Annotated in this window: 26 protein-coding genes and 1 pseudogene; 20 read left to right on the top strand and 7 right to left on the bottom strand. The window is 49.5% G+C overall.

Annotated elements, in window-relative coordinates; translation table 11 throughout:
• Positions 1-19: 19 nt before the first annotated feature.
• Positions 20-772, top strand: a complete 753-nt coding sequence (locus NEA10_RS15615) for a DALR anticodon-binding domain-containing protein (RefSeq protein ID WP_252662220.1) — start codon at positions 20-22, stop codon at positions 770-772.
• A 314-nt stretch (positions 773-1,086) separates the two neighbouring features.
• Here the strand turns inward: NEA10_RS15615 and NEA10_RS15610 are convergent, their stop codons facing one another.
• The 4 genes from NEA10_RS15610 to NEA10_RS15595 all read right to left on the bottom strand — a co-directional run bounded on the left by NEA10_RS15610 (position 1,087) and on the right by NEA10_RS15595 (position 6,546).
• Positions 1,087-2,466, bottom strand: coding sequence for a hypothetical protein (locus tag NEA10_RS15610; RefSeq protein ID WP_252662218.1), 1,380 nt, complete (start codon positions 2,464-2,466; stop codon positions 1,087-1,089).
• A 337-nt stretch (positions 2,467-2,803) separates the two neighbouring features.
• Positions 2,804-3,211, bottom strand: a complete 408-nt coding sequence (gene atpC, locus NEA10_RS15605; RefSeq protein ID WP_252662216.1) for an ATP synthase F1 subunit epsilon — start codon at positions 3,209-3,211, stop codon at positions 2,804-2,806.
• A gap of 79 nt (positions 3,212-3,290) precedes the next feature.
• Positions 3,291-4,745, bottom strand: a complete 1,455-nt coding sequence (gene atpD / locus NEA10_RS15600; RefSeq protein ID WP_252662214.1) for a F0F1 ATP synthase subunit beta — start codon at positions 4,743-4,745, stop codon at positions 3,291-3,293.
• Between the two features lie 241 nt (positions 4,746-4,986).
• A complete protein-coding gene (locus NEA10_RS15595; RefSeq protein WP_252662212.1) occupies positions 4,987-6,546 on the bottom strand; it encodes a CPBP family intramembrane glutamic endopeptidase in 1,560 nt (519 codons plus the stop codon).
• Between the two features lie 98 nt (positions 6,547-6,644).
• Here NEA10_RS15595 and NEA10_RS15590 point away from each other — a divergent pair, with 98 nt between their 5' ends.
• From NEA10_RS15590 to NEA10_RS15530, 13 genes are all read left to right on the top strand, one after another.
• Positions 6,645-8,162 (top strand): DEAD/DEAH box helicase family protein, encoded by a 1,518-nt coding sequence (locus NEA10_RS15590; RefSeq protein ID WP_252662210.1) that lies wholly within the window; start codon positions 6,645-6,647, stop codon positions 8,160-8,162.
• 11 nt (positions 8,163-8,173) lie between these two features.
• Positions 8,174-8,629, top strand: coding sequence for a PIN domain-containing protein (locus NEA10_RS15585; RefSeq protein WP_252662208.1), 456 nt, complete (start codon positions 8,174-8,176; stop codon positions 8,627-8,629).
• A 528-nt stretch (positions 8,630-9,157) separates the two neighbouring features.
• The gene (locus tag NEA10_RS15580; RefSeq protein ID WP_252662206.1) at positions 9,158-9,385 is read left to right on the top strand and encodes a PIN domain-containing protein; all 228 of its coding nucleotides are present in this window, start codon (positions 9,158-9,160) and stop codon (positions 9,383-9,385) included.
• The gene (locus NEA10_RS15575) at positions 9,375-9,587 is read left to right on the top strand and encodes a hypothetical protein (RefSeq protein WP_252662204.1); all 213 of its coding nucleotides are present in this window, start codon (positions 9,375-9,377) and stop codon (positions 9,585-9,587) included. The genes NEA10_RS15580 and NEA10_RS15575 overlap by 11 nt, the downstream gene beginning before the upstream one ends.
• A 243-nt stretch (positions 9,588-9,830) precedes the next feature.
• Positions 9,831-10,079, top strand: coding sequence for a UPF0175 family protein (locus NEA10_RS15570; RefSeq protein ID WP_193520689.1), 249 nt, complete (start codon positions 9,831-9,833; stop codon positions 10,077-10,079).
• On the top strand, positions 10,072-10,569 hold the full coding sequence (locus tag NEA10_RS15565) for a PIN domain-containing protein (RefSeq protein ID WP_252662202.1): 498 nt from the start codon (positions 10,072-10,074) through the stop codon (positions 10,567-10,569). The genes NEA10_RS15570 and NEA10_RS15565 overlap by 8 nt, the downstream gene beginning before the upstream one ends.
• 365 nt (positions 10,570-10,934) lie before the next feature.
• Positions 10,935-11,123 (top strand): hypothetical protein, encoded by a 189-nt coding sequence (locus tag NEA10_RS15560; protein ID WP_252662200.1) that lies wholly within the window; start codon positions 10,935-10,937, stop codon positions 11,121-11,123.
• Between the two features lie 290 nt (positions 11,124-11,413).
• On the top strand, positions 11,414-11,707 hold the full coding sequence (locus NEA10_RS15555; RefSeq protein ID WP_006622881.1) for a type II toxin-antitoxin system HigB family toxin: 294 nt from the start codon (positions 11,414-11,416) through the stop codon (positions 11,705-11,707).
• Between the two features lie 13 nt (positions 11,708-11,720).
• Positions 11,721-12,023, top strand: coding sequence for a helix-turn-helix domain-containing protein (locus tag NEA10_RS15550; protein ID WP_193520692.1), 303 nt, complete (start codon positions 11,721-11,723; stop codon positions 12,021-12,023).
• Positions 12,024-12,614: 591 nt separating this feature from the next.
• On the top strand, positions 12,615-12,983 hold the full coding sequence (locus NEA10_RS15545; protein WP_008056116.1) for a nucleotidyltransferase domain-containing protein: 369 nt from the start codon (positions 12,615-12,617) through the stop codon (positions 12,981-12,983).
• Complete coding sequence (locus NEA10_RS15540; protein ID WP_252662198.1) at positions 12,983-13,312, top strand: HEPN domain-containing protein; 330 nt, start codon at positions 12,983-12,985, stop codon at positions 13,310-13,312. Before NEA10_RS15545 ends, NEA10_RS15540 begins: the two co-directional genes overlap by 1 nt.
• Before the next feature lie 230 nt (positions 13,313-13,542).
• Positions 13,543-13,788, top strand: a complete 246-nt coding sequence (locus tag NEA10_RS15535; RefSeq protein WP_039933777.1) for a UPF0175 family protein — start codon at positions 13,543-13,545, stop codon at positions 13,786-13,788.
• Positions 13,779-14,051 carry a PIN domain-containing protein gene (locus NEA10_RS15530; protein ID WP_252662196.1) on the top strand — a complete coding sequence of 91 codons (273 nt, stop codon included), beginning with the start codon at positions 13,779-13,781 and terminating at the stop codon, positions 14,049-14,051. The genes NEA10_RS15535 and NEA10_RS15530 overlap by 10 nt, the downstream gene beginning before the upstream one ends.
• 153 nt (positions 14,052-14,204) lie before the next feature.
• On the opposite strand, the pseudogene NEA10_RS15525 reads toward NEA10_RS15530, so the two are convergent.
• Together NEA10_RS15525 and NEA10_RS15520 are read right to left on the bottom strand one after the other, a co-directional pair.
• Positions 14,205-14,528 (bottom strand): annotated as a pseudogene (locus NEA10_RS15525) (type II toxin-antitoxin system VapC family toxin); the annotation flags it as partial.
• A gap of 61 nt (positions 14,529-14,589) precedes the next feature.
• Positions 14,590-14,814 carry a DUF2281 domain-containing protein gene (locus tag NEA10_RS15520; RefSeq protein ID WP_252662192.1) on the bottom strand — a complete coding sequence of 75 codons (225 nt, stop codon included), beginning with the start codon at positions 14,812-14,814 and terminating at the stop codon, positions 14,590-14,592.
• 184 nt (positions 14,815-14,998) lie between these two features.
• Here NEA10_RS15520 and NEA10_RS15515 point away from each other — a divergent pair, with 184 nt between their 5' ends.
• From NEA10_RS15515 to NEA10_RS15490, 6 genes are all read left to right on the top strand, one after another.
• On the top strand, positions 14,999-15,208 hold the full coding sequence (locus NEA10_RS15515) for a hypothetical protein (protein ID WP_006622874.1): 210 nt from the start codon (positions 14,999-15,001) through the stop codon (positions 15,206-15,208).
• 275 nt (positions 15,209-15,483) lie between these two features.
• Complete coding sequence (locus tag NEA10_RS15510; RefSeq protein ID WP_252662190.1) at positions 15,484-15,672, top strand: hypothetical protein; 189 nt, start codon at positions 15,484-15,486, stop codon at positions 15,670-15,672.
• Positions 15,673-16,024: 352 nt separating this feature from the next.
• Positions 16,025-19,951, top strand: a complete 3,927-nt coding sequence (locus tag NEA10_RS15505; protein WP_252662188.1) for a CHAT domain-containing protein — start codon at positions 16,025-16,027, stop codon at positions 19,949-19,951.
• A 35-nt stretch (positions 19,952-19,986) separates the two neighbouring features.
• On the top strand, positions 19,987-20,358 hold the full coding sequence (locus tag NEA10_RS15500) for a hypothetical protein (RefSeq protein WP_252662186.1): 372 nt from the start codon (positions 19,987-19,989) through the stop codon (positions 20,356-20,358).
• The gene (locus NEA10_RS15495; RefSeq protein ID WP_252662184.1) at positions 20,355-21,968 is read left to right on the top strand and encodes a hypothetical protein; all 1,614 of its coding nucleotides are present in this window, start codon (positions 20,355-20,357) and stop codon (positions 21,966-21,968) included. The genes NEA10_RS15500 and NEA10_RS15495 overlap by 4 nt, the downstream gene beginning before the upstream one ends.
• Positions 21,969-22,053: 85 nt before the next feature.
• A complete protein-coding gene (locus tag NEA10_RS15490) occupies positions 22,054-23,724 on the top strand; it encodes a hypothetical protein (RefSeq protein WP_252662181.1) in 1,671 nt (556 codons plus the stop codon).
• A gap of 144 nt (positions 23,725-23,868) precedes the next feature.
• On the opposite strand, the gene NEA10_RS15485 is transcribed toward NEA10_RS15490, so the two are convergent.
• Positions 23,869-24,183, bottom strand: a complete 315-nt coding sequence (locus tag NEA10_RS15485; protein WP_252662179.1) for a hypothetical protein — start codon at positions 24,181-24,183, stop codon at positions 23,869-23,871.
• Between the last annotated feature and the right edge of the window lie 464 nt (positions 24,184-24,647).

Here is a 24,647-nt window from a genome sequence, read left to right as displayed (position 1 = left end):
GCGGGAAATACAGGCACAGATGTTAACTGGCAACTTTATCAGCTTGGGCGATCGCCTGCGGCATCAGCTAGAAGGGGCGATCGCACACCTGAACAGTCCCCATCGGGTTTCTCTTAAAGGCACTCGGGGGGGTCTCCCCGTTGGCTATCGTTGTGCGATCGCCCTAAAATTGAATCCTCGACAGGCGTTGGCGATCGCAGAAGACTTAGCCACCTGCTTAGATGCCTCAGATTATAGGGTTTCGGTGACCCCTCCCGGATTGCTCGATATCTCCATCCGCGATCCCCTGTTGGCTCATTGGTTGCAAACCTGGGCCGATGGAACCGTACGTCAGGGGACCTCTCGTTGCTGCGGTCAGGAGGAGCATGAGTTCGTGGATATCCCCTTTGTGGTTCAATATGCCCATGCCCGTTGTCAGTCTCTGCTGCGATTAGGGGAACGAGAGGGCTGGATTGGTCTGGAAAATGCCGGAATCGTCACCCCTCGGCCTCTCCCCTGGTTGACCCATGAGGGACATCTCCGCCTCAGCCACGAGGCAGAAGCTCGCCTCATTGCCCATTGTGTCACTGTTGCGGATGCGATCGCCTTCACTCCCGAGCCGGATAGTCTCAAGTTACTGATGGGACTGAGTGCTGCCTTTGAAGAGTTTTACCGCGATTGTCCACCGGCTGAGCATTCCCCGGTCCGATTAGGGCTGTTATCGGTGACTGGGGCCTTATTATATTGGCTCCTGGAAATTGGTCTGGGGGTGGAGGCTCTATCGCAAATGTGACAAACTTTTGAAATTTTCGTAAAAAAGGGATGACAAATTGGAAATCTTCGGTTATATTAACCATTGTGTGAGGAGCGAACCAGTGAGAGCACCGAGACGAAACACGGCCAGTCGTCGGTGCTCTTTCTGATCTTTGGGTTTTGTAGGGAAGAAGGGAACAGGGGAAGAAGGCAAGAGGCAAGAGGCAAGAGGCAAGAGGGTTACCACAGAGGCACAGAGGACACAGAGGAAGAGGAGGGGGGAAGAGGCAATGGGCAAGAGGCAAGAGGGGAAGAAAGTCCTTGTGGGGGACTGTTTTTGTTGCCCGGCGTGGCTTAATTCCTGGCAATACGGTTTAAGACCTGTTCTGCGTCTTCGAGGGTTGTGGCTGAGACGTTCTCCTGTTCAGTGAGCCAAGTCATGGCCTCCGCTTGTCCTCGGTCGAGCGATCGCACAATAACTCCCCAGAACATCGCCTCTTGATTCGTGGGGTTGACACGCACCATCGCTTCAATGCGTCGCCAGAGACGGTGGGTGTCTGATGAAAGCATCGAAATCACCTCCCCTATTTCGTTACTTCCAAGGTCATCGAGAAGGTTGCGGCCCTCGCTCCAGCGGCCATCCAGGAGTGCGGTGAGCAGTTTTTGACTGGGACTGGCCCAGGACGCATCTGCTTGAGCGGAAAGAATTTCGGCATGGAAGGCAATCTTATCGAGCTGGCTTTGGGCCTCAGATGTCCATTGACTGCCTCGTTCCCGTTTGAGCGATCGCAAAATCGACTCAGCCTCAGACCATAAGCCATTGCGGGCCAGCAGTAGAGCATTCTGATAGGTGCGACTGTCTAACGCCGGTTCACTGAGGGATAGGGGAACGAGCTGCAAGGGGTTGGGCAAGAAATTACGCGATCGCAGTTGATAGACGGCAAAATCGGGTTCTAGGCCCACGGTGCGATCGACGACAAACTCCGGTTGCCCTCCCCCCGTAAACTCTTCCCATTGGGGTAACTGCCCTGCTGGAGAAGTCCATTGCAACATCAAGCTGAGGCTGTAACGACTGGGGTTATAGTGATATACCTGCCCATAACTCAATCCCCCTTCCCCAGTATCCCGTTCTCCAACGAGATTAAACCAAAGTCCATCGGCTGGGGCATTCTCGGTCAAGGTTTGCAGGTGAGTTAGGGGGAGGGGACGGGTTGAACCGGGGGGGAGGGATTTGGCGTTAACTAAAGGTGCGATGGCGTAAGATTCTGCGGGCCCCCTGACCTCAACATCTGCGGTGAGATAAAACAACGAGGAGTCTTCTGGATTCCACCCAGGAGAGACTCGTTGATAAATTTGTAGGGCCACAATCTCAAAACATTGCTTGCCACAAGGTTCGGGACGTTTTTGTAAGATGGGCAGCAACAGATCCGGTTCTACACTGGCCCCAGGGATTTCAATGGGTTCTGCGGGGGTGTAACCACTGTCTTCGATGCGATCGCGGATTTCGTCGAGGCTTTCTGGGCGATTGGCGGATTGAAAGCCGAGCTGAGTCCAGTCGGGAAGATTATCTGAGAGCCAGTGGGCCGAATCCGGGTCAACAATGAGTTTCGTCCCAAGCCACACTCCCCCGGTAATGCCGCCAAACGCACCGGCCCAGACGGCTGCCAGACTCGCTTGCAGCAGGATATCTCTCCAAGGAAACCAAGACTTCTGACGGGGTAGAGGTTGTCTCATAAGAAAGGCAAGAGGCAAGAGGGGGGAAGGCTGGAGGGGAACCACAGAGTCACAGAGGACACGGAGGAAGATGTGAGGTTGGATGGTCCAGTGGCGTGTCCTGCTGATTGGGAATCTCTATTACTGTCGACGATCAAGGCTCAAGCGTCAACTGGTCACGGTTTATGGCTTGAGATAGAAGACGGATTTAAATAAACGTTTTTCAGTTCAAGACTCTTGTTTGGGGAAGTTTGGGTGGATTAAGGATGTCCTAATATATATGTCTTTTTGCTCCAAGAAAAAGGGGGCGATCGCGCGATCGCCCCTCATTGGCTCTAAGGGAATGAACTCCCCTGGCTTAAACTGAACCGCCAGCGGCTTGAAACCGCGCCCGGGCCCGTTTTAGAGCTTGTTTGGCTTGAATTTTTTCCTGTTTGGAGCCATCAGCCACCTTAGCAGACCGTTCTTGAGCCTCCTCATAGGCGCTGCGAGCTTTCTCTAAGTCGATATCCGCACCGCGCTCGGCTCCATTGACTAAGATGGTAACTAAATCATTATCCACCTCAGCAAAGCCACCCATTAAGGCAATGGGAACCCATTCTTTCCCCGGGCGAACCCGCATCACACCGGTATCCAGGGCGCTCAGTAGAGGTGCGTGACCCCCTAGAATACCTAATTGTCCTGTGGTACTCGGCAGAATCACCTCATCGGCCTCAGATTCCCAGACCGTCTTGTCTGGGGCAATGACGCGAACTTGTAAACTCATAATCCTTTAATCGTTTCTGACAGTGAATTGGGGGGTAGCCCGCAAGAACTACCCCAAAACAGTCTCAGGTCGGCAAATCCTAGGATTCAGCCTTCATTTTGTCAGCCTTAGCTTTGGCTTCGTCAATATCACCCACCAAGTAGAAGGCTTGCTCAGGGAGGTCATCGAGTTCACCGTTGAGGATCATTTGGAATCCTTTAATGGTGTCTTCGAGTTTGACATATTTCCCAGGCGCACCGGTGAAGATTTCTGCCACAAAGAAGGGTTGAGACAAGAAACGTTCGATTTTACGAGCGCGAGCCACGGTCTGACGGTCATCTTCGGACAACTCATCTAAACCGAGAATGGCGATGATGTCTTGCAGTTCTTTGTAGCGTTGCAGAGTCGATTGAACCGCACGAGCCGTATCATAATGCTCCTGACCCACAATCTCGGGTTGTAACATCGTCGAGGTGGAGTCGAGGGGGTCAACCGCCGGATAAATCCCTTTGGAGGCTAAAGCACGAGAGAGTACCGTGGTGGCATCCAAGTGAGCAAAGGTGGTGGCAGGAGCGGGGTCAGTCAAGTCATCCGCCGGGACGTAGACCGCTTGAATCGAGGTAATGGACCCTTCTTTAGTGGAGGTAATCCGTTCTTGCAGTTCACCCATTTCCGTCCCCAGAGTGGGCTGATATCCCACCGCAGAGGGCATCCGTCCGAGGAGTGCGGACACCTCAGAACCGGCTTGCACGAAGCGGAAGATATTATCGATAAACAGCAGCACGTCTAATTTAGAGACATCACGGAAGTATTCCGCCATCGTCAACGCCGACAGGCCCACCCGCATCCGGGCACCGGGGGGTTCGTTCATTTGACCGTACACCAGGGCAACTTTAGAGTTCTCAAAGTTTTCCCGGTCAATCACGCCAGAATCGACCATCTCGTTGTAGAGGTCATTCCCTTCACGGGTGCGTTCACCCACACCCCCGAACACGGACACACCCCCGTGAGCTTTGGCGATGTTGTTAATGAGTTCCATGATGATGACGGTTTTACCGACACCTGCACCGCCAAACAAGCCCACTTTACCGCCACGACGGTAGGGAGCCAGCAGGTCAACCACTTTAATTCCGGTTTCCTGAATGGACGGTTTGGTTTCCAATTCCGTCAGTTCGGGAGCATTGCGGTGGATGGGGGAGGTATCGCCACTTCCTACGTCACCCTGTTCGTCAACAGGTTCACCCAGAACGTTAAAGATGCGTCCGAGGGTGGCTTTGCCGACGGGAACCCTGATGGCTGCACCGGTGTCCATGACTTCCATGCCACGAACCAACCCGTCGGTGGAACTCATGGAGACGGCGCGAACTTGGTTATCACCGAGGAGTTGTTGGACTTCGCAGGTGATGGAGACGTCTTCTCCCGCCTGGTTTTTAGCGGTAACTTTGAGGGCGTTATAGATGCTGGGCATCTTACCCGTGGGGAATTTGGCATCGATGACGGGACCGATGATCTGGGTAATGTAGCCCGTATTGGTTTTTTCTGCCGTGCTGACCATGCTTGTCTCTATTTAATGTAAATCGTCTATCAATTTGGAAGGGTGGCTATTACTTCGAGTTCAAATATGCCATCCTCAAGCCTATCACCTTTGTTGGACACAAGGAACAGGGGGGGAAGAAGGGGAACAGGCAATAGGCACGAGAGGGGGTAGGGTGTGTTCGGGCATCGATTCGGGTTGGACTGGGGCGATGGGTTCACAACTTGCCCGAACGCACCGCTTGGGCAATAGGCAAGAGGGGTTAGGTGGCGCCGCCGCCTAGGATGATGAGACTGATGAGGGTGCCGCTGTTCCAGAGGCCGTGCATGAGCATGGCGGCTAGGAGACTGCGCGATCGCGTGTAGGTGATGCCTAAGACAATCCCCAGGGTGGCTAGGGGCAGAACTTCGGAGGCGCTGAGGTGGGCGACGGCAAAAATTAGGGAACTCAGCAGAATGGCTCCCCAGATGGGGACATAACGGGTTAAGGAGGGCAGGAGGAAGCCTCGGAAGATTATTTCTTCAAAGATGGGGGCGAGAACTGAGGCGGTTAGGAAAAAGCAGGTGATGGCGACCCAGTCTTGGCCTTCTAGGGCAATTTCTAAGATGGGATTGCTGCCTCCTTTGCCATCCCAAATTTCTTGATTGATGAGGGAAATGCCTAAGACGAGGGGAACCGCTGCAATGTAACCGCCAACTCCCCAGCCGAGTCCGGGGAATAGCCGGAAACGAAACCAGTCTTCTTTTAGGGGAAAATACGGTTTTAAAGAGCCGTACAGCACGCCTAGGGCGGCGGCGGCGGCGAGGAGGTAACTCAGGAAAATGGAAATAGCTTGCCAACGGGTTGAGGTTAAGTCGGCGTCTAGGTTGGCCAGGTTATAGAACAGGGGCAGGATGATTCCGGCACTTAAGGCTTGTCCAATGAAGAACACCAGAAAAAAGCCGACAACAATAACTTGAGCGATGATGTCCCAGTCCCAATCTAACTCCCAGGTGTTGCCTTGATTCTTGGCTAGGATTGCCGCTTCTCCTTTGAAGAACCACTGACCTAATAAGAACAACAGTAGAAGGGTTCCTAACAGTAAGGTGACGCCAGAGATTAGGGTCAAAATGACTAGTCGGATGAGGGTTTTTTGAGCGGTTTCTTGTTCCCGGGCTTGCAGGGCAGCGAGGGCCTCATCGTCTTGTTGGACGTCATAGAGTTGGGAGAGGGCGCGATCGCGGAACCATCCTGAGAGGGTGTTGTTGAGGAGGGCTTCGGCATAGTCGCTGTCTGGAGGGGATTGGTTCCAGAGGTCAATGAGAATGGCGGCTGTGCGGGTTTGGGGGAGGGTTGTGAAGTCAGGCTCAGCGGAGTCTAACTCTTCTAGGAGGTTGCGCCAGAGGCTGATGGCTTCTTCGGGGCGATCGTTCTCGGCGAGTAAAATCCCCAAACGCAGTTCTAGGGTGAATTTCAGGTCTTGGGCTTGCTGAATTGCTCCGTCGAGTTGATTCACTTCGGGTAAGCCGTTGACGGGGGAGTCTGAGAGGAGACGCCGTTGTTGCTGGTTGTCGTCTAAGGTGCGTCGAACGGAGTTTAGGGCATCTCGATACTGTGCGATCGCCGTCTCATAGACATCGTCTCCAATTAGTCCCCCAGGTAAGCCATTCATCTCCCATTCTGGCGGGGGTTCCCATTCTGCCGCTTGTAGGGATAAATTGGTTTGGGCTAAGTCGAGGCGACTTTGAATTTGGGGCTGTTGCCAACTGCTGACGAGGGCTAAGGCCACCACCACGGTGGTTAAAGCTGAGAGGATCAGGAGGATAACTTGTCTAGGGGACATAGCAAGGGACGATAGAGTGAGGAAACAGGCTAAGGATAAATCTCCTCAACTAGCCTACCAAGATCCCTCCCATCCCTGTTGTTTCAGCTTGAGTGGTTATGCCTCGACTCCCGATATTGACATTTGATCGCGGAACCCTGCTACTGCATCCGCCCCCTCGGGCCAAGGGCTGGATTCAGTTTGCCACCTGGGATGATCGGGTTGAGAAGTTTCGCATTCGGGGGATGGATTATCGCCCGCTGGTGGAAAGTCTCTGGGCGGAAGGGGTGCAGTTTGAAGATCAGGCCCGGGGCTTTATTCCCCTGGAGTTGGACTGTCGGTTATCCCTGAAACCCTATCCTCACCAAGAGGAGGCGTTGGCGGCTTGGAAACAGGCGGGACGCTGTGGGGTGGTGGTGTTACCGACGGCGGCGGGAAAAACTTATTTGGCTCAACTCTGTTTACAGGAAACCCCTCGCAGTACGCTGATTGTGGTGCCGACGTTGGATTTGATGCACCAATGGTATGCGAATCTCAAGAATGCCTTTCCCAAGGCTGAGATTGGCTTGTTGGGGGGCGGTTCTCGCGATCGCAGTGCGATTTTAGTGGCGACCTATAATAGTGCGGCGATTCACGCGGAAGGGTTGGGCCATCTCTACGGAACTCTGATTTTTGATGAATGTCACCATCTCCCCAGTGACTTTTTTCGGGTGATTGCGGAATATGCGATCGCCCCCTATCGTCTGGGGTTAACGGCGACTCCTGAACGCAGTGATGGCCGACATGAGGATTTGAGACATCTGATTGGCGACCAAGTCTATCGCCGCAGCCCCGAGGATTTAGCCGGACAGGCCCTGGCGGAACATCGGGTAGAACAGATTAAGGTGCAATTGTCCCCGGAGGAGCGCGATCGCTATCAGCATCTTATCAACTGTCGTAATGAGTTTTTGGAACGGTCTCGGATTAGTCTCAGTAGTCTCCAGGGATGGCAAACTTTCATTAAGGCCAGTGCGGGGTCCACAGAAGGACGACGGGCCATGAAGGCCCACCATGAAGCCAAGGCGATCGCCCTAGGAACTGATGCCAAACTGAGAGTTTTAGAGGATCTCCTGGAGCGACATTACCCCGAACCCATCCTGATTTTCACCAACGACAACGCCACAGTTTACCGGATTTCCCAAAACCTGCTAATTCCCGCCATCACCCACCAAACCCCCGTTAAAGAACGTCACGACGTGCTATCTCGTTTCCGCAATGGGGACTATCGCACCCTGGTGGCGTCCCATGTTCTCAATGAAGGGGTGGATGTTCCCGAGGCGCGGGTGGCGATTCTCCTATCGGGGAGTGGGTCCAATCGGGAATATATCCAACGACTGGGGCGAGTCTTGCGGCGAGGGAATGACCCTGGGAAGCAGGCAATTCTCTACGAGGTCATTTCTGAAGACACCAGCGAAGAACGCACCTCTAAGCGTCGCCGAGGGCAGTCTCCAGACCGCAACGCCAAGCCGCGTCCCCGTCCTTTAAGGGTGGTCTCGAAGCCCGACGATCCAATTCCCTTCTACGATCGCCCTTCTCGTCGCTCTCAACCTCGCGCGGCTGAGGAAGGTTCTAGCTATAACAGTGATGAGGAGGAATAGGGGAGTATTTATTGAATAAATATGATACCTTTGCGGATGAAACAGGGGATAGTTTATATGATAAAATTCGGGATTTTGAGCAGGAAAAAACTTTGGGTCTTATTGCTGTTTCAGCAACCATCGTTAATGAAATTGAAGCGGCTTGGCTTAAAGTTAAGTCGGTGCAGGAGATGCCAGAATCCATTTTTTTAGAATTAGATGCTGGGGAAAGGGATGTGATTGCTTTAGCACTGAGCGAACAAACAACCAGGATTGTATTGGATGAAAAAAGAGCCAGAAAAGTGGCTCAATCTTTAAAATTGAATGTGATTGGCACGTTAGGAATTTTGATGTTAGCCAAACAAAACCAGATTATCCCCAATGTGAAACCCCTATTGGATGCAATGATGACAGAAGCCCAATACTGGGTTAATGAATCTCTGTATGACAATGTTTTGCAAGCTGTTTCTGAGGATGAAATCGAGTAGGGTGGGCGACTCTCCCGATTACTCTCGGTGGGGGAAAAGAAACCGGGTTTCTAGCAGCATCTCGGTAGCTTCACAAATATTTAAGAAAGAAATTCGGGTTCTCAGTGGCGGGGATGGGGTAAAATGGGAATAGTATTCTCTACCCCGTGTGTGGCGATGGATGAAAAGCGATCGCAGTCTTATCCCTTGCTGATTCAAGAACGCCTCAACGTTCAGGGCAGGGACTAAAATACTAGGGTCTGTAGGAACACTCAGTCGTCAGTATAAACTGAGACTCTAAACTTGCCCACCAACCCTTGACTGGAGATAGATGTCTGGTATGCGTATTTACCTAGACACAAGCGTTTTAAATCGTCCCTTTGATGACCAATCACAGGTCAATTTTTTTTAGAAACCCAGGCGTTTCTTCTAATTCTAAACCTGATTGAAAGTCAGAAAATTGCTCTGGTCAGTTCCAGTGTTTTAGACTATGAAAATAGTCGCAACTCTCGTCTTGAGCGTGCCAATGCTGTCAATCTCTGGCTTAGTTTGTCCAAGACCTATCAGAAACTGACACCTGAGATTCGCCTTCGAGCAAAAGCACTGGAAGAGATGGGTGTTAAGTCTTTAGATGCTTTACACATTGCCAGCGCGGAAGCGTCTTGGAGTGATTATTTTCTCACCTGCGATAAACGTCTGATTAATCGCTGCCAACCCCTAGATTTACCAGTTATGAATCCCACCTATTTTATCACGGAGGTTGATTATGAAGGTTAATTTACCAACAGAACAACAAGTTATCGAAGAGGCGCTAAAAATCCTATCCGCCCACATGGAACCTGTCAAATTTGCTAGATTTGTTGTGGCTTGTCAACTGGGGGCAGGCGATTATTTGTTGATGAAAGATGATACCTTTGGGGATGAAACAGTGGATAGTTTATATGACAAAATTCGAGGTTTTGAGCAGAAAAAAACTTGAGGTAGCGTTTACAAATGGGTGTTAACTATCCAGTTTTTGGGACAAGTTTTGTTAAAAATGAGTCGGTGGAAGCAACCCGGTTTCTGGATTGTGGTGTAAAATGGGGATGGTATTCTCTACCCCCTGTGTAGCGATGGATGAACCATGAGTGCAGTCTTATCTCTCGCGGATTCAAGAACTCCTTACCTTTGCCAAGCGGCTGCTGGGGAATGAATGTCTTTTGAAATGATGAGGTGATGGTAGATGCAAGCAATTAACATACAAATTCCCATAGAATTAATTGAGCAAGGTGAGACGGCAGTTTTAGAACAAATTGCCATGCAACTTTACGAAAATAAGGTGTTTACCTTTAGTCAAGCCCGTCGGTTGTTGAATTATTCCGTGTGGGAGTTTCAAAAACTGTTGGGAGAAAATCATGTTGTTCGGCAATACGACCAAGATGATTTAGCAGAGGATATCGAAGCGATTAAATCAGGATTGTGGGATGGTTAAAGTCATTTGCAATGCTACGCCTTTGATTAATTTTGCAAGTATTAATCGCTTAGATATATTAAAATACCTGTTTGCCGAGATAGTCATTCCCCAAGCGGTTTACTCGGAAACCGTTGAATCAGGATTTCCTAACTCGGAAACCATTGTTAATGGAATTGAAGCGGCTTGGCTTAAAGTTAAGTCGGTGCAGGAGATGCCAGAATCCATCCCTTTAGAATTAGATGCTGGGGAAAGGGAGGTGATTGCTTTAGCACTGAGCGAACAAACAACCAGGGTTGTATTGGATGAAAAAAGAGCTAGAAAAGTGGCTCAATCTTTAAAATTGAATGTGATTGGCACGTTAGGGATTTTGATGTTAGCCAAACAAAACCAGATTATCCCCAAGGTGAAACCTCTATTGGATGCAATGATGACAGAAGCCCAATACTGGGTTAATGAATCTCTGTATGACAATGTTTTGCAAGCTGTTTCTGAGGATGAAATCGAGTAGGGTGGGCGACTCTCCCGATTACTCTGGGTGGGGGAAAAGAAACCCGGCTTCTAGCAGCATCTGGTGTTTCTTCACAAAAATTCAACAAAGAAACCCGGTTTCTCAGTCGCAGGGATGAGGTAAAATCGGGATGGTATCCCCTACCCCGTGTGTGGCGATGGATGAACATAGAGTGCAGTCTTATCTCTCCCTGATTCAAGAACTCCTTACCTGTGCCAATGGGATGGAGTTGTCTGGGAGGGGGGACTATCTCCGTCATGGTGTGAAACCCAAATAAAATCTCTATTGTTACCCAGGAAATCACCATGAATATTAGGCAATTGATTGATTTCGCCGACCCGGTTAATTTATGAGGAAAAATAGTCATGAAAGGAATTGAATTTGTGGTAAATGAAGCGGGAGAAAAACAGGCGGTATTAATTGATTTGGCTGAGTGGGGTGAGTTATGGGAAGATTTCCATGATGTGTTGGTGGCTCATGCTCGTGAGCAGGAGGAGGAGGTGTCTTGGGAGGAGTTAAAACAAGACATCCAGGCAGAAGCGAATGGCAAATGAAGGGTATGCTGTCCGGTTTAAGAAGTCGGCGGCTGGGGTGGTTCGGATTGTGCGCGTGAGGCATCGTCGGGATGTCTATCGGAGTTGATTTAAGGATGCCGATTAGTCTCCAGTCACAAGGGGATGGCAGGCGGGAAAAGAAACCGGGTTTCTAGCAGCATCTGGTGTTTCTTCACAAATATTTAAGAAAAAAATTGGGTTTCTCAGTCGCGGGGATGGTGTAAAATGGGGGTGCTATCCTGAGCTATTGCGTTGCAATTGATGATTAATGATTGAGGGAAAACGTTGTTGTGAGGATTATTGCTCGCAGTACATTACGAGAGTTTTGGCAGTTGCACGCCGATGCTGAACAACCATTAAAGGCTTGGTTTCAAGATGTCCGTAGCATGAACTGGACAAGCCCAGCAGATATTAAAGCGATTTATGGTAATGCCAGTATTCTTCCTAATAATCGGGTGGTTTTTAATATAAAAGGAAACAATTACCGGATAATTGTTCATGTTCGTTATGATTTGGGGATTGTCTTTATTCGCTTTATTGGTACTCATAAGGACTATGATAATATTGATGCAACCACGATTTAAAGAGGTGAAACCCATGAAATTAAAACCCATTAAAACTGAGGCGGATTATCGTGAAGCTTTAGCAGAGGTTGAACGGTTATTTGATGCGCCTATAAATACGGATGATGGGGATAGGCTTGAGGTTCTGACAGCCCTGATTGAAGTCTATGAAGAACAACATCATCCCATTGAGTTACCATCACCTTATGAGGCTATTTTATACTATCTGGAAAGTCGCCAGCCACCTGTTTTAAGTTTTATTGATGGATTGAAGCGGCGCGGGGTAAGTGAGCAGGTGATTCAAGAGGCTTTAAATGAATCGATAATGGAGAATTGAGGAAAAGGAGCAAATTTCAGGGCGAGTCTGCGGGGAAAAGCCACGGGTCTTCTATAGGGTGGGATTGGTTGCAGGGAATACAAAATTGTAGAGGCGAAAAATTTTTCGCCCCTACCGCAACGGGTGTAATCTGCTATCAATTTTACTTATCATCTTGAACCCAGAACACCCTTGATTACTTAGATTAAACCGATTATGGATAGTTTAATCTGGGAGGCTAATTTTCGGATTGGGACAAATTTATATAGAGAGGTTTTAGCGGCTGCTAGGGAATGATAAAGTGATAACAATCTGCGTTTGGGGTGGGGGAAAAGAAACCGGGTTTCTAGCAGTATCTCTGTTTATTCACAAAAATTTAACAAAGAAACCCGGTTTCTCAGTCGCCGGAATGAGGTAAAATCGGGATGGTATCCCCTACCCGGTGTGTGGCTATGGATGAAAAGCGATCGCAGTCTTATCTCTCGCGGATTCGAGAACTCCTTACCTAGATACTTGGCGGATGATGCGGTTAAGCTACCATTGATCAGCTTTGGGAGAGCGGTTAATCATTGTTCTCGATCAACCTTTTGGGCTAGGGATGAATATTGTGTAATGAAACATCAAAATTTATCGGAAATTATCGAGTTAATTAAAAGTTGGTTTGGGGTACATTATGGCGATCGCGTGAGTCAAATTGTCTTATATGGTTCTCAGGCGAGAGGGGAAGCCAAACCTGATTCTGATATTGATATATTGATTGTTCTGAGGCAGGGTTTTGATTATGCTCAAGAAATTGAGAGGACGAGTGAGTTTATTCAGGAATTATCTTTAAGGTATGATACGGTTATTTCCCGTGCTTTTATTTCGGATTTTCGGTTTAATCATGAAAAAAGTCCTTTTTTACTGAATGTTCATCAAGAGGGAATTGATTTATCAAGGATGAACAGCGGTTATTGTGGGAGAAGGCGCGGCGGAGTTTAGTGGGGGCAAGTTTATTGTTAGAAAATAACCTGGCTGAACTGTCAATGTCTCGTGCCTATTATGCGATGTTTTATGTGGCTTGTGCATTTTTGCTCCGTAAGGATTTAAGTTTTTCGAGCCATTCTGCTGTCATCAGTGCTTTTGGTCGGGAATTTGCCAAGGATAATCAAAGGTTTCGAGAATTTCACAGATATTTGATTGATGCCCAGGATTTGCGAAACCGTAGTGATTATGATTTAGATGTTGGCATTGGTGCATCTGAGGTGAGGGTACAGATTCAAATAGCTGAAAGTTTCATGGATTTTTTTGAGAATTATCACGAGGGTTAAAGGGCAAGAAACTGGGTTTTTGAGATAATTTAGGGGTAAAATGAGAGAATGAGCGCAACCAGGTTTCTCCGTTAGGGGGGGAGAAGTGAGGGATGCAAGAAACCCTGTTTCAAGATGGTAAGGAAAAATTTAACAAAGAAACCCGGTTTCTCAGTGGCGGGGATGGGGTAAAATGGGGGTAATATCCTGAAATGCACCATGCTAACCACCGAAGATGTAAAATCAAGATTATGAGTCTAGTGATTTCCGCAGACATTGTTAAGGCTAGTGGACTTTCTGAACAAGAGTTAATTATCGAGTTGGTATTATTGCTGTTTCAGCAGGAAAAAATCAGCTTGGGTAAGGCAGCCGAGTTACTGAATATCTCGCAGGTTAGATTCCAACAGATTCTCTCAGAGAAGGGCATTAATATTCATTACGATGTGGAGGAATTGCAGGAGGATATCCAGCATTTAACGGCTAAGGGATGGCTATGATTGTTGTGAGTGATACTTCTCCGTTAAGTGGGTTGGCATTGGAAGTGAAAGCAGAAGAATTATTGATTAATGAACGGTTAGGACGAAGGGAAGCAATCAATTTGGGGTTGTCGATTACCGGATTATTAGGAATTTTGCTAGTAGCAAAGCGTCGGGGTTTGATTACTCAGATTAGACCGATTATGGATCGTTTAATCTGGGAGGCTAATTTTCGGATTGGCTCAAATTTATATAGAGAGGTTTTAGCGGCTGCTGGGGAATGATAAAGTGATAAAAATCTGCGTTTGGGGTGGGGGAAAAGAAACCGGGTTTCTAGCCAAGTCTCTGTTCTTTTACAAATATTTTCTAAAGAAACCCGGTTTCTGGGAGGTCTCTGGGAGGTTTGTGAGTCTCGGTGGAGGGTGGTGTGAGATGAACTAAGAAAGTATTTTTACTTCATATTGCTCAAACATACCATCTCCTGATACCAAGGTTAAACCTTCAGATTTGGCTTGGGAAATCAATAATCGGTCGAACGGATCTCGATGATGGAAGGGTAACGTTTGTAATATCAATAAGTGCGAAAGCCGAATGGGGAGAATTTGAATACCGCTGGGAAGGATAAAATTGATGACAATTTGTTCTAGTGGGATTGCCAGTTCGAGTTTACCGAGGCTGGTTTTAATGGTTATTTCCCAGAGGCTAACAATACTTAGGTGCAAAGTGTTGCTTTCATACTCTATCGCTTGCCTTGCGGTTTGGCTAAGATTTTGGTTGCCTTATATCAGCAAAATTAAATATGTATATTTAATAGTTATTTCATTATATATATTCAAAAAAATCATTAAGGGGGGCGTCAAAGTCTTCGGCAATCTTGATTTTGCTCTGCATACAACCAAATAAATTTTTACGGCTGATTTTTGGCTCTACAAATAGGTTTGGCTGTTGTTGCCACTGGGTAATTAAGTAGGAGACGAGTTGCAACTGCTCTTGGCGATCGAGTTGGGTGACTTCTGCTAAGACTTTTTCTAGGAGGGGACTCATCATTTACCTCAACTTGGGTATTTCTTTGATTATACTATTTTGGGAGGGGAAAGGGTAAAAAGTCTGGGAAAAGAAACCGGATTTCTCGCCAAGTCTCTGTTTTTTAACAAAAATTTAACAAAGAAACCCGGTTTCTCAGTTATGGGGATGGGGTAAAATGGAGATACTATCCTGAAGCTGTTGCATCATGGTAACCACCGAAACTGAAATCTTAGCGATTCTGCGTAACCTCCCCCAACCCGCCCTGGAAGAAGCTAAAATCTTCTTAGACTTTTTAGCTTGGCGGTATCAAAATACCTCAGCCAAAGGAGCAACGTTAATCGCAAATCTGCGGGGAAAAGCCACAGGGGATATGACCACTGATGAGATTCTGAATTTAACGCGGGGTGAGGAATGACGGATTTCCTCGTAGATAGTAATGTAATTCTGGATGTATTAACTGAAGATTCCCATTGGTTTGACGGGTCAGCCGCGCAACTAGCTGATTGCGCCGAAAGCGGATTCGAGAACTCGTTACCTTTGCCAATGGGATGGAGTTGTCTGGGAGGGGGGACTATCTCGGTAATGGTGTGAAACCCAAATAAAATATCTATTGTGACCCAGAAAATCACCATGGATATTAGGCAATTGATTGATTTCGCTGACCGGGTTAATTTATGAGGAAAAATAGTCATGAAAGGAATTCAATTTGTGGTGAATGAAGCCGGAGAAAAACAGGAGGTATTAATTGATTTGGCTGAGTGGGGTGAGTTGTGGGAAGATTTCTATGATGTGTTGGTGGCTCATGCTCGTGAGCAGGAGGAGGAGGTGTCTTGGGAGGAGTTAAAACAAGACATCCAGGCAGAAACGAATGGCAAATGAAGGGTATGCTGTCCGCTTTAAGAAGTCGGCGGCTGGGGTGGTTCGGATTGTCGGCGTGAGGCATGGTCGGGATGTCTATCGGAGTTGATTTAAGGATGCCGATTAGTCTCCAGTCACAAGGGGATGGCAGGCGGAAAAAGAAAGCGGGTTTCTCAGTGGCGGGGATGGGGTAAAATCGAGTTGGGGTGGCGCGAGGCTTCACCGCACCGACCACACGGAAACAAGACTCAAGGAGGCGGAACCATGTCCAGTTGGCGTGAGAAATGGCAAAATCTATGGCGGCTGCTCAACACGCCTTTATTCACCTCCCAGGCTCCCAAAACCTCCCATGCGATCGTTGAGGCGATATCCCATGAATGAATATTTAGACATTTGGTTAGAAATCCTGGAAGCCGAAATCGATAGTGGCAGCGACCCTCAAGTTGTCTATCCTATTCTGGAAAAATACCAAGACCAACTCGACCTCGATTTTGCCGAAACCATCAGCCAATGGTTTCACTCCCAACTTGACCCCGATGATATTGAGAAAAATCAAGACCTAGCCCGAAATCTTAATAATTTTGCCATTGATATTTGGGGGTTCCCATTAGGCAGTCGAGCCAATAATCTGGAAATTGTGATCGCTGCCTTACAAGCCGCATTAGAAGTCTACACCCGCACCGCCTTTCCCGAAGATTGGGCAATGACTCAAATTGGCTTGGCGATTGCCTACCGTAACCGCATCCGGGGAGAGCGAGCGGACAATATCGAGGAGTCGATTCGCCGCTACGAAGCCGCCTTAGACGTCCTCACCCGCACCGCCTTTCCCGAAGATTGGGCAATGACTCAAAATAACTTGGCGGTTGCCTACTGGAGCCGCATCCGGGGAGAGCGAGCGGACAATATCGAGGAGTCGATTCGCCGCTACGAAGCCGCCTTAGACGTCCTCACCCGCACCGCCTTTCCCGAAGATTGGGCAAGGACTCAAAATAACTTGGCGGCTGCCTACTCTGACCGCATCCGGGGAGAGCGAGCCGATAACCTGGAGCAGGCGATTCGCTCCTCCGAAGCGGCATTATCCGTCTATACCCGCAGCGCCTTTCCCGAAAATTGGGCAATGTCACAAAATAACCTGGCAATTGCCTACCAAACCCGCATCCGGGGAGAGCGATCTGATAACCTGGAACGGGCGATCTCTGCCTACGAAGCGGCATTATCCGTCTATACCCGCAGCGCCTTTCCCGAAAATTGGGCATTGACGCAAAATAACTTGGGAGAAGCCTACCGTATCCGCATTCGGGGAGAGCGAGCCGATAACCTGGAACGGGCAATTCGTTGCTCCGAAGCGGCATTAGAAGTCAGAACCCGTAGCGCCTATCCCGAACAATGGGCAGAAACGGAAAATAACTTGGCAAATGCCTACAGTAACCGCATCCGGGGAGAGCGATCTGATAACCTGGAACGGGCGATCTCTGCCTACGAAGCGGCATTAAAAGTCAGAACCCGTAGTGCCTATCCCGAAAATTGGGCAGAAACGCAAAATAACTTGGGAGAAGCCTACCGTAACCGCATCCGAGGAGAGCGAGCCGATAACCTGGAACGGGCGATCTCTGCCCACGAAGCGGCATTATCTGTCTATACTCCCAGTGCCTATCCCGAACAATGGGCAATGTCACAAAATAACCTGGCAATTACCTACTGGAACCGCATCCGAGGAGAGCGAGCCGATAACCTGGAGCGGGCGATTGGCTGCTACGAAGTCGCATTATCCGTCTATACCCGCACCGCCTATCCCGAACAATGGGCCAAGTCGCAAAATAACCTGGCAATTGCCTACTGGAACCGCATCCGAGGAGAGCGAGCCGATAACCTGGAGCGGGCGATCTCTACCTACGAAGCCGCCTTAGACGTCCTCACCCGCACCGCCTTTCCCGAAGATTGGGCCATGACGCAAAATAACTTGGCAGGTGTCTACCAAACCCGCATCCGAGGAGAGCGAGCCGATAACCTGGAGCAGGCGATTCGTTACTCCGAAGCGGCTTTATCCGTCTATACCCGCATCGCCTTTCCCGAAGATTGGGCCATGACGCAAAATAACTTGGGACTTGTATACTCGAACCGCATCCGGGGAGAGCGAGCCGATAACCTGGAGCAGGCGATTCGTTACTGCCAAGCCACCTTAGAAGTGTATAGCCGCAGTGCCTATCCCGAAAAATGGGCAATGACTCAAAATAACTTGGGACTTGTATACTCGAACCGCATCCGAGGAGAGCGAGCCGATAACCTGGAGCAGGCGATTCGTTACTCCGAAGCGGCTTTATCCGTCTATACCCGCAGCGCCTTTCCTTATGAATGGGCCAGATCGCAAACTAATTTGGCAAATGCCTACCAAACCCGCATAGGGGGAGAGCGAGCCGATAACCTGGAGCGGGCCATTCACTGCTACGAAGCGGCTTTATCCGTCTGTACGCGCAGTGCCTTTCCCGAAGATTGGGCAAGGTCGCAAAATAACTTGGGATTTGCCTACCAGCAACAAGGTCAAACCGCCACCGCGATCGCCTCCTACAAAGCAGCCCTAGAAGTTTATACACCCTCCTCTTTACCCTTTGAATGCCTGACCACCGGACGCAACCTCGGCGACCTCGGCTACAACCTCAAAAACTGGGAAATCGCCATCGAAGGCTACAACCAAGCCATCCTAGCCATCGAACAAAGCCGCTACTGGGCCACCTCCGAAGCCACCAAACGGGAACTCATCGCCAACTCCCTCAATATCTATCAAAAAATGGTGCAAGCCTGCATCAACCACCAAGACTACGCCCAAGCCTTGCTCACCGTCGAACGCAGTAAATCCCGCACCCTCATCGAACTCCTCGACAGCGCCCACCTCTACCCCAAAAACGCCACCGACGCACAAAAACAACGCATCAGCGACTTGCGCCGTCAAATCGCCATGTACCAACAACAACTCGCCTACCCCTCCAGGGACACCCTCACCCCCACCACCGAGAAGCACCCCAACCAACCCTCACCCGAAACCCTCATCCGCCAACAACTCGAAGCCGCTAACCAGCAATTCCAAGACTTGCTCACGGAACTCGACGACCCCAACTTTACCCTCACCCAACAAGTCCCCCCTCAACTCCCGGACTTGCGCCGCCTCCTCCCCCCTCAAACCGCCCTCATCGAGTGGTATCTCCCCACCGAAGCCGACTCCGGGTTTTACGCCTTCCTCGTCACCCGCCAAAACGAGCAAATCCAGATTACCCCCCACCCCTTCAACGCCGAGGACCGCCAACACCTCGACCAAGCCATCAGCGACTACCGCAGCGACTACGGACAACCCACCTGGAATGACCAACTCCCCCAACACCTGGAAACCCTCAGCGCCGCCTTGCAACTCCCCCGCCTTCTGGGTGACTTATCCCAGATTAAACAGCTTATCCTGATTCCCCACCGGGAACTGCACCTCATCCCCCTCCACGCGCTCCCCGTCTCTCTCCCCTCCCCTTCTGGGAATGCCGAAAACCCCCTACAAGACTGGTTCCCGGTGCAATATGCCCCCAGTTGTCAAATTCTCAACACCCTCCAGCAGCGTCCCCCCCTCAACCGGGAAACCATCCCCTTTTTCGCCATTCAAAACCCGACGGAAGACCTGAACTATGCCGAGTGGGAGGTGGAACTATTATTGCGCCAATTCAGCCCCCATCAAGTCTTGCGTCGCGACAAAGCTACCCAGGAGAATTTAAGCCAACCCCAGACCCAAACCTTCCTGGAACAGAGTCACGCCGTCCACTTTGGCTGTCACGGTGAATTTGACGAAAACAACCCCCTCAACGCCTATCTGAGACTGGCGAATCAGGAAAAGCTGACCTTTCTGGATATTTTCAACCGTCTTAATATTCCCCTCTGTCGCCTGCTGGTGCTGTCGGCTTGCAAAACTGGCTTGGTGGAAACCTCCCACACCGATGATTATGTGGGATTATCCAGTGCGTTTTTCTACGCCGGAGCGCGAACGGTGGTCGCCAGTCTCTGGAATGTGGATGAACTGGCGGCGACTCTGGTGACGCTGCGCCTCTATCAAATTTTACCGGATTATCCCTCGGTGGCCGTGGCGTTGCAAGCGGCTCAAACTTGGTTGCGGGGGGTATCTTGTGATGATATTCTCCACTGGCTAAAACATGAGCAGAAGGCGACCCCGGAGGAAGTGGAAGAAGTGGAAGACCGTTTGATTTTATTTAATGACCCCCCGTTTGCCGAGGCTTGTTATTGGTCTGCGTTTACGGCAACGGGTTTATAATGGGGAGAGTTGAGTCATGATGAGGTTTAACTGGGATGCCACTATCTGAAAATGAACGGATTGTGCGGGATTTCTTACTACTTCTGTATCGAGAAAGTAAAAAGCCCAACAGTACCAAAGTTTCCCCCCAGGCTTGGGAAACGTTAAAAGACCTGCAAGCCAGTCTCGCCTCAGGGAATGATGATATTAAAACCATAGCACGCGCGATCGCAAAATGGTGTAAAACCCACCAATATCGTGAAATCCTCCAAGCACTCCAACCCGTCCGAGGTGATGCCATTGATGAGGATAAAGACCCAGTTGATGACGAAACAGAACAGCAAATCCTAAGACTCACAAACTTCTCACTTCGATTTGTGGAGGAAACAATTAACCAGGCTCAAACCCAACATGAGCAGAAATCATGATAAGAGACAAGGTAATTTATGCCCCAGAAGTTCGTTTATTTACCTATCACGTTAGCCTGCTCAAAACCACAAACCTAAATACCCCCGACACTCACATTAACTTGAGGTCAATGATTGCCTATTATGTGCAGTTGTTGGCAGATTATGGGTTGTTGCAAAATTTGCTCTTTCAACAGTTAAAACCCTATAGTTTCTCCCCTTTATTGATTCTCGATACATTACTGAACGGAATTCAAAACAGTCACCTGTTCCTCTGGTGGTGTCAGGTGAGGATAGAGTTGTGGAAACTGATTCTTGAGACGGATATCGTTGACTTGCTTGGCAATTTTGTATTTCGGGCAGACGTTGAAGAGCTAAAAGAGGTCAATCCGTTTTTTAAACTCATCGATAATCCGGGAAAAATCGGCATTCAACGAGTTAATTTGCCCCCCAAGTATCGCGGTTTTTTCTACCCGCAATATATCAATGATAGCTATAGTTTTTTATTACACCTCTTCCATCCCCAAAAACTGGGACAAGATGGGGTAAATTTCTGCGATATTGCCGAATTAAGACCCCCAGAGTCATTTTTTGCCGGAACCTCGTCACGCCTAGATGAACCCCTACAAACTCATCTCAAACAGGCCGCTTGGGGAACCACCCTGCTGTTGAGTGGTTTTATTGACTCTCCCCCAGACAGTCTGGAGAAGGGTAAACCCTTAGCCGATGAACTCTTACAACATCTGTTAGGATTAGATTCCCGAAAAACCGCCCCGCCTTTCTTAACCTGTCGGGAGTTTTTAGGGGGATTTCTCTATGAGTATCAGGATGTGAATCGTCGTCACTCTTACGGACAGATTCTGATTTTGCTGATTTTTTCAGAGGAGAGTAAAGAGAAACTCAATGCTGTTCAATGGTTGTTGCCGGAGTTATTTTGTTATGAACGCAAGATTTGCCAAAATTATCTCGATAGTCGCCAGGAATATCAAAAGGCGAATCAGGAGATTGACACCATTGAGGACACCATTCGCAGGTTTCCGCCGAATATTGCCACCACCGTCCCTCCGGATTTGTCGGAGAGGGAGTTAGGGACCTTAAAACAGGATATCAAGAATTTGTTGGATTTATCGTTGCGCTATTCCCAGCAAATGCGGAGTTTAGCTACTTTCGAGAATACCCTCGCCATTAACGGCAAAAACTATTTTAATACCCTAACACGAATGGAGGTCAAAAGTCAAGCGGATTTAACAGAGTGGCGACATCAGGCTAAGGAAATGTTTGGTATATTTCAGGGACAAATTAGCGCCAATTGGGTGTATCTTCAACAAGGGGAACGGCTGTTAGATACGGCAATTAACACGATTCGGGGATTAGTAGAAATCGACCAAGCCGAACGCGATCGCAGCCTAGAACGACAAATCCAAACCGTTGGCGTAGGAATTGCCGCCGGGGCGATCGTTGCCTCCACCTCTCCCTTAATCTTTGAAAAACCAATGACCCTTCCCGGGCAAACCCAGGGGGGGGAGACTTGGCATCCCTTCGCGATCGCCGTCTTGCTGAGTATCGCTTCGGCGGTGCTGTTCGGGTGGGCCGCTCAAGGGCTAATCTGGTTCCGTCGGCATCGACGCTAGCCGGCCGGGGCGATCGCGAACATCTCCCAACATCCGTCCCTATGGGAAGATAACAGCAAATCGTCTCTATTGCCCCTAATTCCTCATGAGAGAGCACTTCGCCCAACAGGCCCTGGCCCAACTCCCGAAAATCCTCACGCAGCTCGATCGCAACCCCCATAGCCCCACCTACGGCTGTTTTGACCGCAACTTCTGGCACTATAAAATCATCGACTTCCCCAGTGGGATGTCTCAGGAGTTCGTCTATCCCCTAGCCTTAGCCTACTCCCTGGACATTCCCGATAACCCCTACTACCAAAAACCCATCCTCAGAGAATGGGGGGAAGCGGCCTTAATCTATATGTTAACCAGCGCCCACAGAGATGGCTCCTGCGATGACTACTTTCCCTTTGAACGAGCCGGAGGGGCCACCGCTTTCTCGCTCTTGGCCGGGTTAGAAAGCTATAAACTCTTGCAACTGGACAATTACAAGGTTCTCAAATTCTTTGAAAAACGGGCCGATTGGCTCTCTCATCACAACGAGAGCGGCCAACTCACCAATCACCAGGCCCTAATTGTCCTCTGTTTAGAACTCGCTTCAGGCCTACTGCAACAACCCTCGAAATGGGCCCGAGCCAAATCACGACGCTTAGAGCGGGTTTTGGACTGGCAAAGTGAAGAAGGTTGGTTTAAAGAGTATGAAGGCTGTGACCCAGGCTATCATACCCTGACCATTTGGTGTTTGGCTCGTTTGCAACAGGTGCGATCGCAGCCCGACGAGCGACTACGAGAAGCCCTCACCCGAGCGGTGCAGTTAGCGGGCCAGTTCGTCCATCCCGACGGAACCTTTGCCGGGGAATATGGGAGCCGCAACACCTATAACTTCTTCCCCCACGGCTTTGAACTGGTGGGCCAATGGATGCCCTCAGCCTTGAGTATTAATGATCGCTTCCTACAAGGACTAGCCAACGGACTCGGTCCCTGTTACGCCGATGACCATATTGTGGGCCATCATACCTGGAATTATCTCCTAGCCTGGCGGGATTTTGTCGGCGATCGCCCTCCCCTCCCCCCCCGCCGCGTCGGCCGTACCTACCTCGAAGAAGCCCAAATCCTCATTGACCGTCGCACCAGTCTGCCACCCCTCCCCGAAGGCTCAGACCCGGACGCGCTCCCCATTGATGCCAAGAAACCCCAAGAAGCCACCGTAGAACTGTACATCGCCCTGAATAAGGGGGGAACCTTCAAGCTCTTCCGAGACGGTCAACTGGTCGCCTCAGATACACAAATCTCCTTAACTGTCAAGTCTGGACGCAAACTTAAAAATGCCGTGGGGCATCTGGTGGGGGACTATGACACCGATATCGAGGTGCATGAGATGACGGTCATGGGCAATCTCGGCTGGGCCAAACAGCAACAGATGACCCCCTTCAAGCTCATAGTCTTGCGAGTGGTGATGCTGAGCTTCGGGCGTTTCTTCCCCAACCTGATTCGACGCATCTTGCAAGGGATGTTAATCACCGGCAAGAAACCAGCTCCCTATCAACTGAAGCGGCAATTTAGTTGGGAAAATGGGCAATGGGTGGTCACGGATGAAATTACCGGGAGTTCCTGGCGGGATGTGGTGTCGGCCGGGATTGGCTGGGACCAAACCTCAATTTACGTGGTCATGAGTCGCACCTTCTCCCTAAATCAGTTACGCTCCTGGATTGACTTGACGGCGGCGATCGAGCAGCTCCCCGATCGCGCACCGCTACGATTGGAACGGAAACTCTAGGGAGTCGAACAGGGAGGAGGAGCAGGCAATAGAGAACCACAGAGTCACAGAGGACACGGAGGAAAACAGGGAGATGAACTCCCCCCTACTGCCTCTTGCCCCCTGTTCCCTGTTCCCTGTTCCCTGTTCCCTCTTCCCTATCCCCTAAGCAAACTTCTCAATCCGGCGTTTATAGCGCAAATCTGCCTTAGCATAGAGTTCCCGCAGTTGCACAGTGCGCTCTTTCCAGGCGTTAAGACTGTTGACATCAGGGGACTTGAGATAAGCTTGGAAGGCTTGACGCTCCGCTTCCATGAGCCGCTGACAGAGATTCACCGCCTCAAGAACGAGGGCATGAGCCTGTTGACCCGGTTTAGCATGGGGGTTGAAGGACTTGTAGAGATATTGCACAAAGTCAATCACCATAAAGCTGCCCACCAGCCCCGGAATGGCAATAATCAGAAATTTAAGTTGGTTCATAGCACAGCCGCACAAATTTATCAACTGACTCAAGAATACCACCATCTCTCGACGTCGGGAAGTTCCGGCCAGCAGAAGTGCTCTCACAGGCTTTTTAACTAACCGAGGTCTTTCACATCGTGCTTAAGTATTTGTACGGATTTTACTTGCGCATCAACACGGATTAAGGGTTAGGAATACTCACGGATTGTCCCACAAGTTTATAAAGTTTCTGTTTAGTTTTTGCCCGAACAACTGCCGACAGTGATGAGTCTAGTCGTCATAATCTAGTAATATTGATTGAGTGGATGACTCTGAGATTCTCACCAGCACATCATTCCAAGGTTTAATGGCAACCAAGCAAGCCTGAATGAACAAACCTTAAAAAAAGCTAAAACCTAGATTACAAATGAAGACATTGCCCAGTGTTGAATGATAGATTAAATTCAGGGGCAAGTTAAAATGGGGTTCACGTTGCCAGGGAG

The sequence above is a fragment of the Phormidium yuhuli AB48 genome, from assembly GCF_023983615.1.
Lineage (GTDB): Bacteria > Cyanobacteriota > Cyanobacteriia > Cyanobacteriales > Geitlerinemataceae > Sodalinema > Sodalinema yuhuli.
This window is presented reverse-complemented; position numbering and strand designations above follow the sequence as displayed.

Bases quoted from the DNA above. Each gene is read 5' to 3' on its own strand.
- NEA10_RS15615 (WP_252662220.1), top strand. From the start codon at position 20: ATGTTAACTGGCAACTTTATCAGCTTGGGCGATCGCCTGCGGCATCAG.
- NEA10_RS15610 (WP_252662218.1), bottom strand. From the start codon at position 2,466: ATGAGACAACCTCTACCCCGTCAGAAGTCTTGGTTTCCTTGGAGAGAT.
- atpC (WP_252662216.1), bottom strand. From the start codon at position 3,211: ATGAGTTTACAAGTTCGCGTCATTGCCCCAGACAAGACGGTCTGGGAA.
- atpD (WP_252662214.1), bottom strand. From the start codon at position 4,745: ATGGTCAGCACGGCAGAAAAAACCAATACGGGCTACATTACCCAGATC.
- NEA10_RS15595 (WP_252662212.1), bottom strand. From the start codon at position 6,546: ATGTCCCCTAGACAAGTTATCCTCCTGATCCTCTCAGCTTTAACCACC.
- NEA10_RS15590 (WP_252662210.1), top strand. From the start codon at position 6,645: ATGCCTCGACTCCCGATATTGACATTTGATCGCGGAACCCTGCTACTG.
- NEA10_RS15575 (WP_252662204.1), top strand. From the start codon at position 9,375: ATGAAGGTTAATTTACCAACAGAACAACAAGTTATCGAAGAGGCGCTA.
- NEA10_RS15570 (WP_193520689.1), top strand. From the start codon at position 9,831: ATGCAAGCAATTAACATACAAATTCCCATAGAATTAATTGAGCAAGGT.
- NEA10_RS15565 (WP_252662202.1), top strand. From the start codon at position 10,072: ATGGTTAAAGTCATTTGCAATGCTACGCCTTTGATTAATTTTGCAAGT.
- NEA10_RS15560 (WP_252662200.1), top strand. From the start codon at position 10,935: ATGAAAGGAATTGAATTTGTGGTAAATGAAGCGGGAGAAAAACAGGCG.
- NEA10_RS15550 (WP_193520692.1), top strand. From the start codon at position 11,721: ATGAAATTAAAACCCATTAAAACTGAGGCGGATTATCGTGAAGCTTTA.
- NEA10_RS15545 (WP_008056116.1), top strand. From the start codon at position 12,615: ATGAAACATCAAAATTTATCGGAAATTATCGAGTTAATTAAAAGTTGG.
- NEA10_RS15535 (WP_039933777.1), top strand. From the start codon at position 13,543: ATGAGTCTAGTGATTTCCGCAGACATTGTTAAGGCTAGTGGACTTTCT.
- NEA10_RS15530 (WP_252662196.1), top strand. From the start codon at position 13,779: ATGGCTATGATTGTTGTGAGTGATACTTCTCCGTTAAGTGGGTTGGCA.
- NEA10_RS15520 (WP_252662192.1), bottom strand. From the start codon at position 14,814: ATGATGAGTCCCCTCCTAGAAAAAGTCTTAGCAGAAGTCACCCAACTC.
- NEA10_RS15515 (WP_006622874.1), top strand. From the start codon at position 14,999: ATGGTAACCACCGAAACTGAAATCTTAGCGATTCTGCGTAACCTCCCC.
- NEA10_RS15510 (WP_252662190.1), top strand. From the start codon at position 15,484: ATGAAAGGAATTCAATTTGTGGTGAATGAAGCCGGAGAAAAACAGGAG.
- NEA10_RS15505 (WP_252662188.1), top strand. From the start codon at position 16,025: ATGAATGAATATTTAGACATTTGGTTAGAAATCCTGGAAGCCGAAATC.
- NEA10_RS15500 (WP_252662186.1), top strand. From the start codon at position 19,987: ATGCCACTATCTGAAAATGAACGGATTGTGCGGGATTTCTTACTACTT.
- NEA10_RS15495 (WP_252662184.1), top strand. From the start codon at position 20,355: ATGATAAGAGACAAGGTAATTTATGCCCCAGAAGTTCGTTTATTTACC.
- NEA10_RS15490 (WP_252662181.1), top strand. From the start codon at position 22,054: ATGAGAGAGCACTTCGCCCAACAGGCCCTGGCCCAACTCCCGAAAATC.
- NEA10_RS15485 (WP_252662179.1), bottom strand. From the start codon at position 24,183: ATGAACCAACTTAAATTTCTGATTATTGCCATTCCGGGGCTGGTGGGC.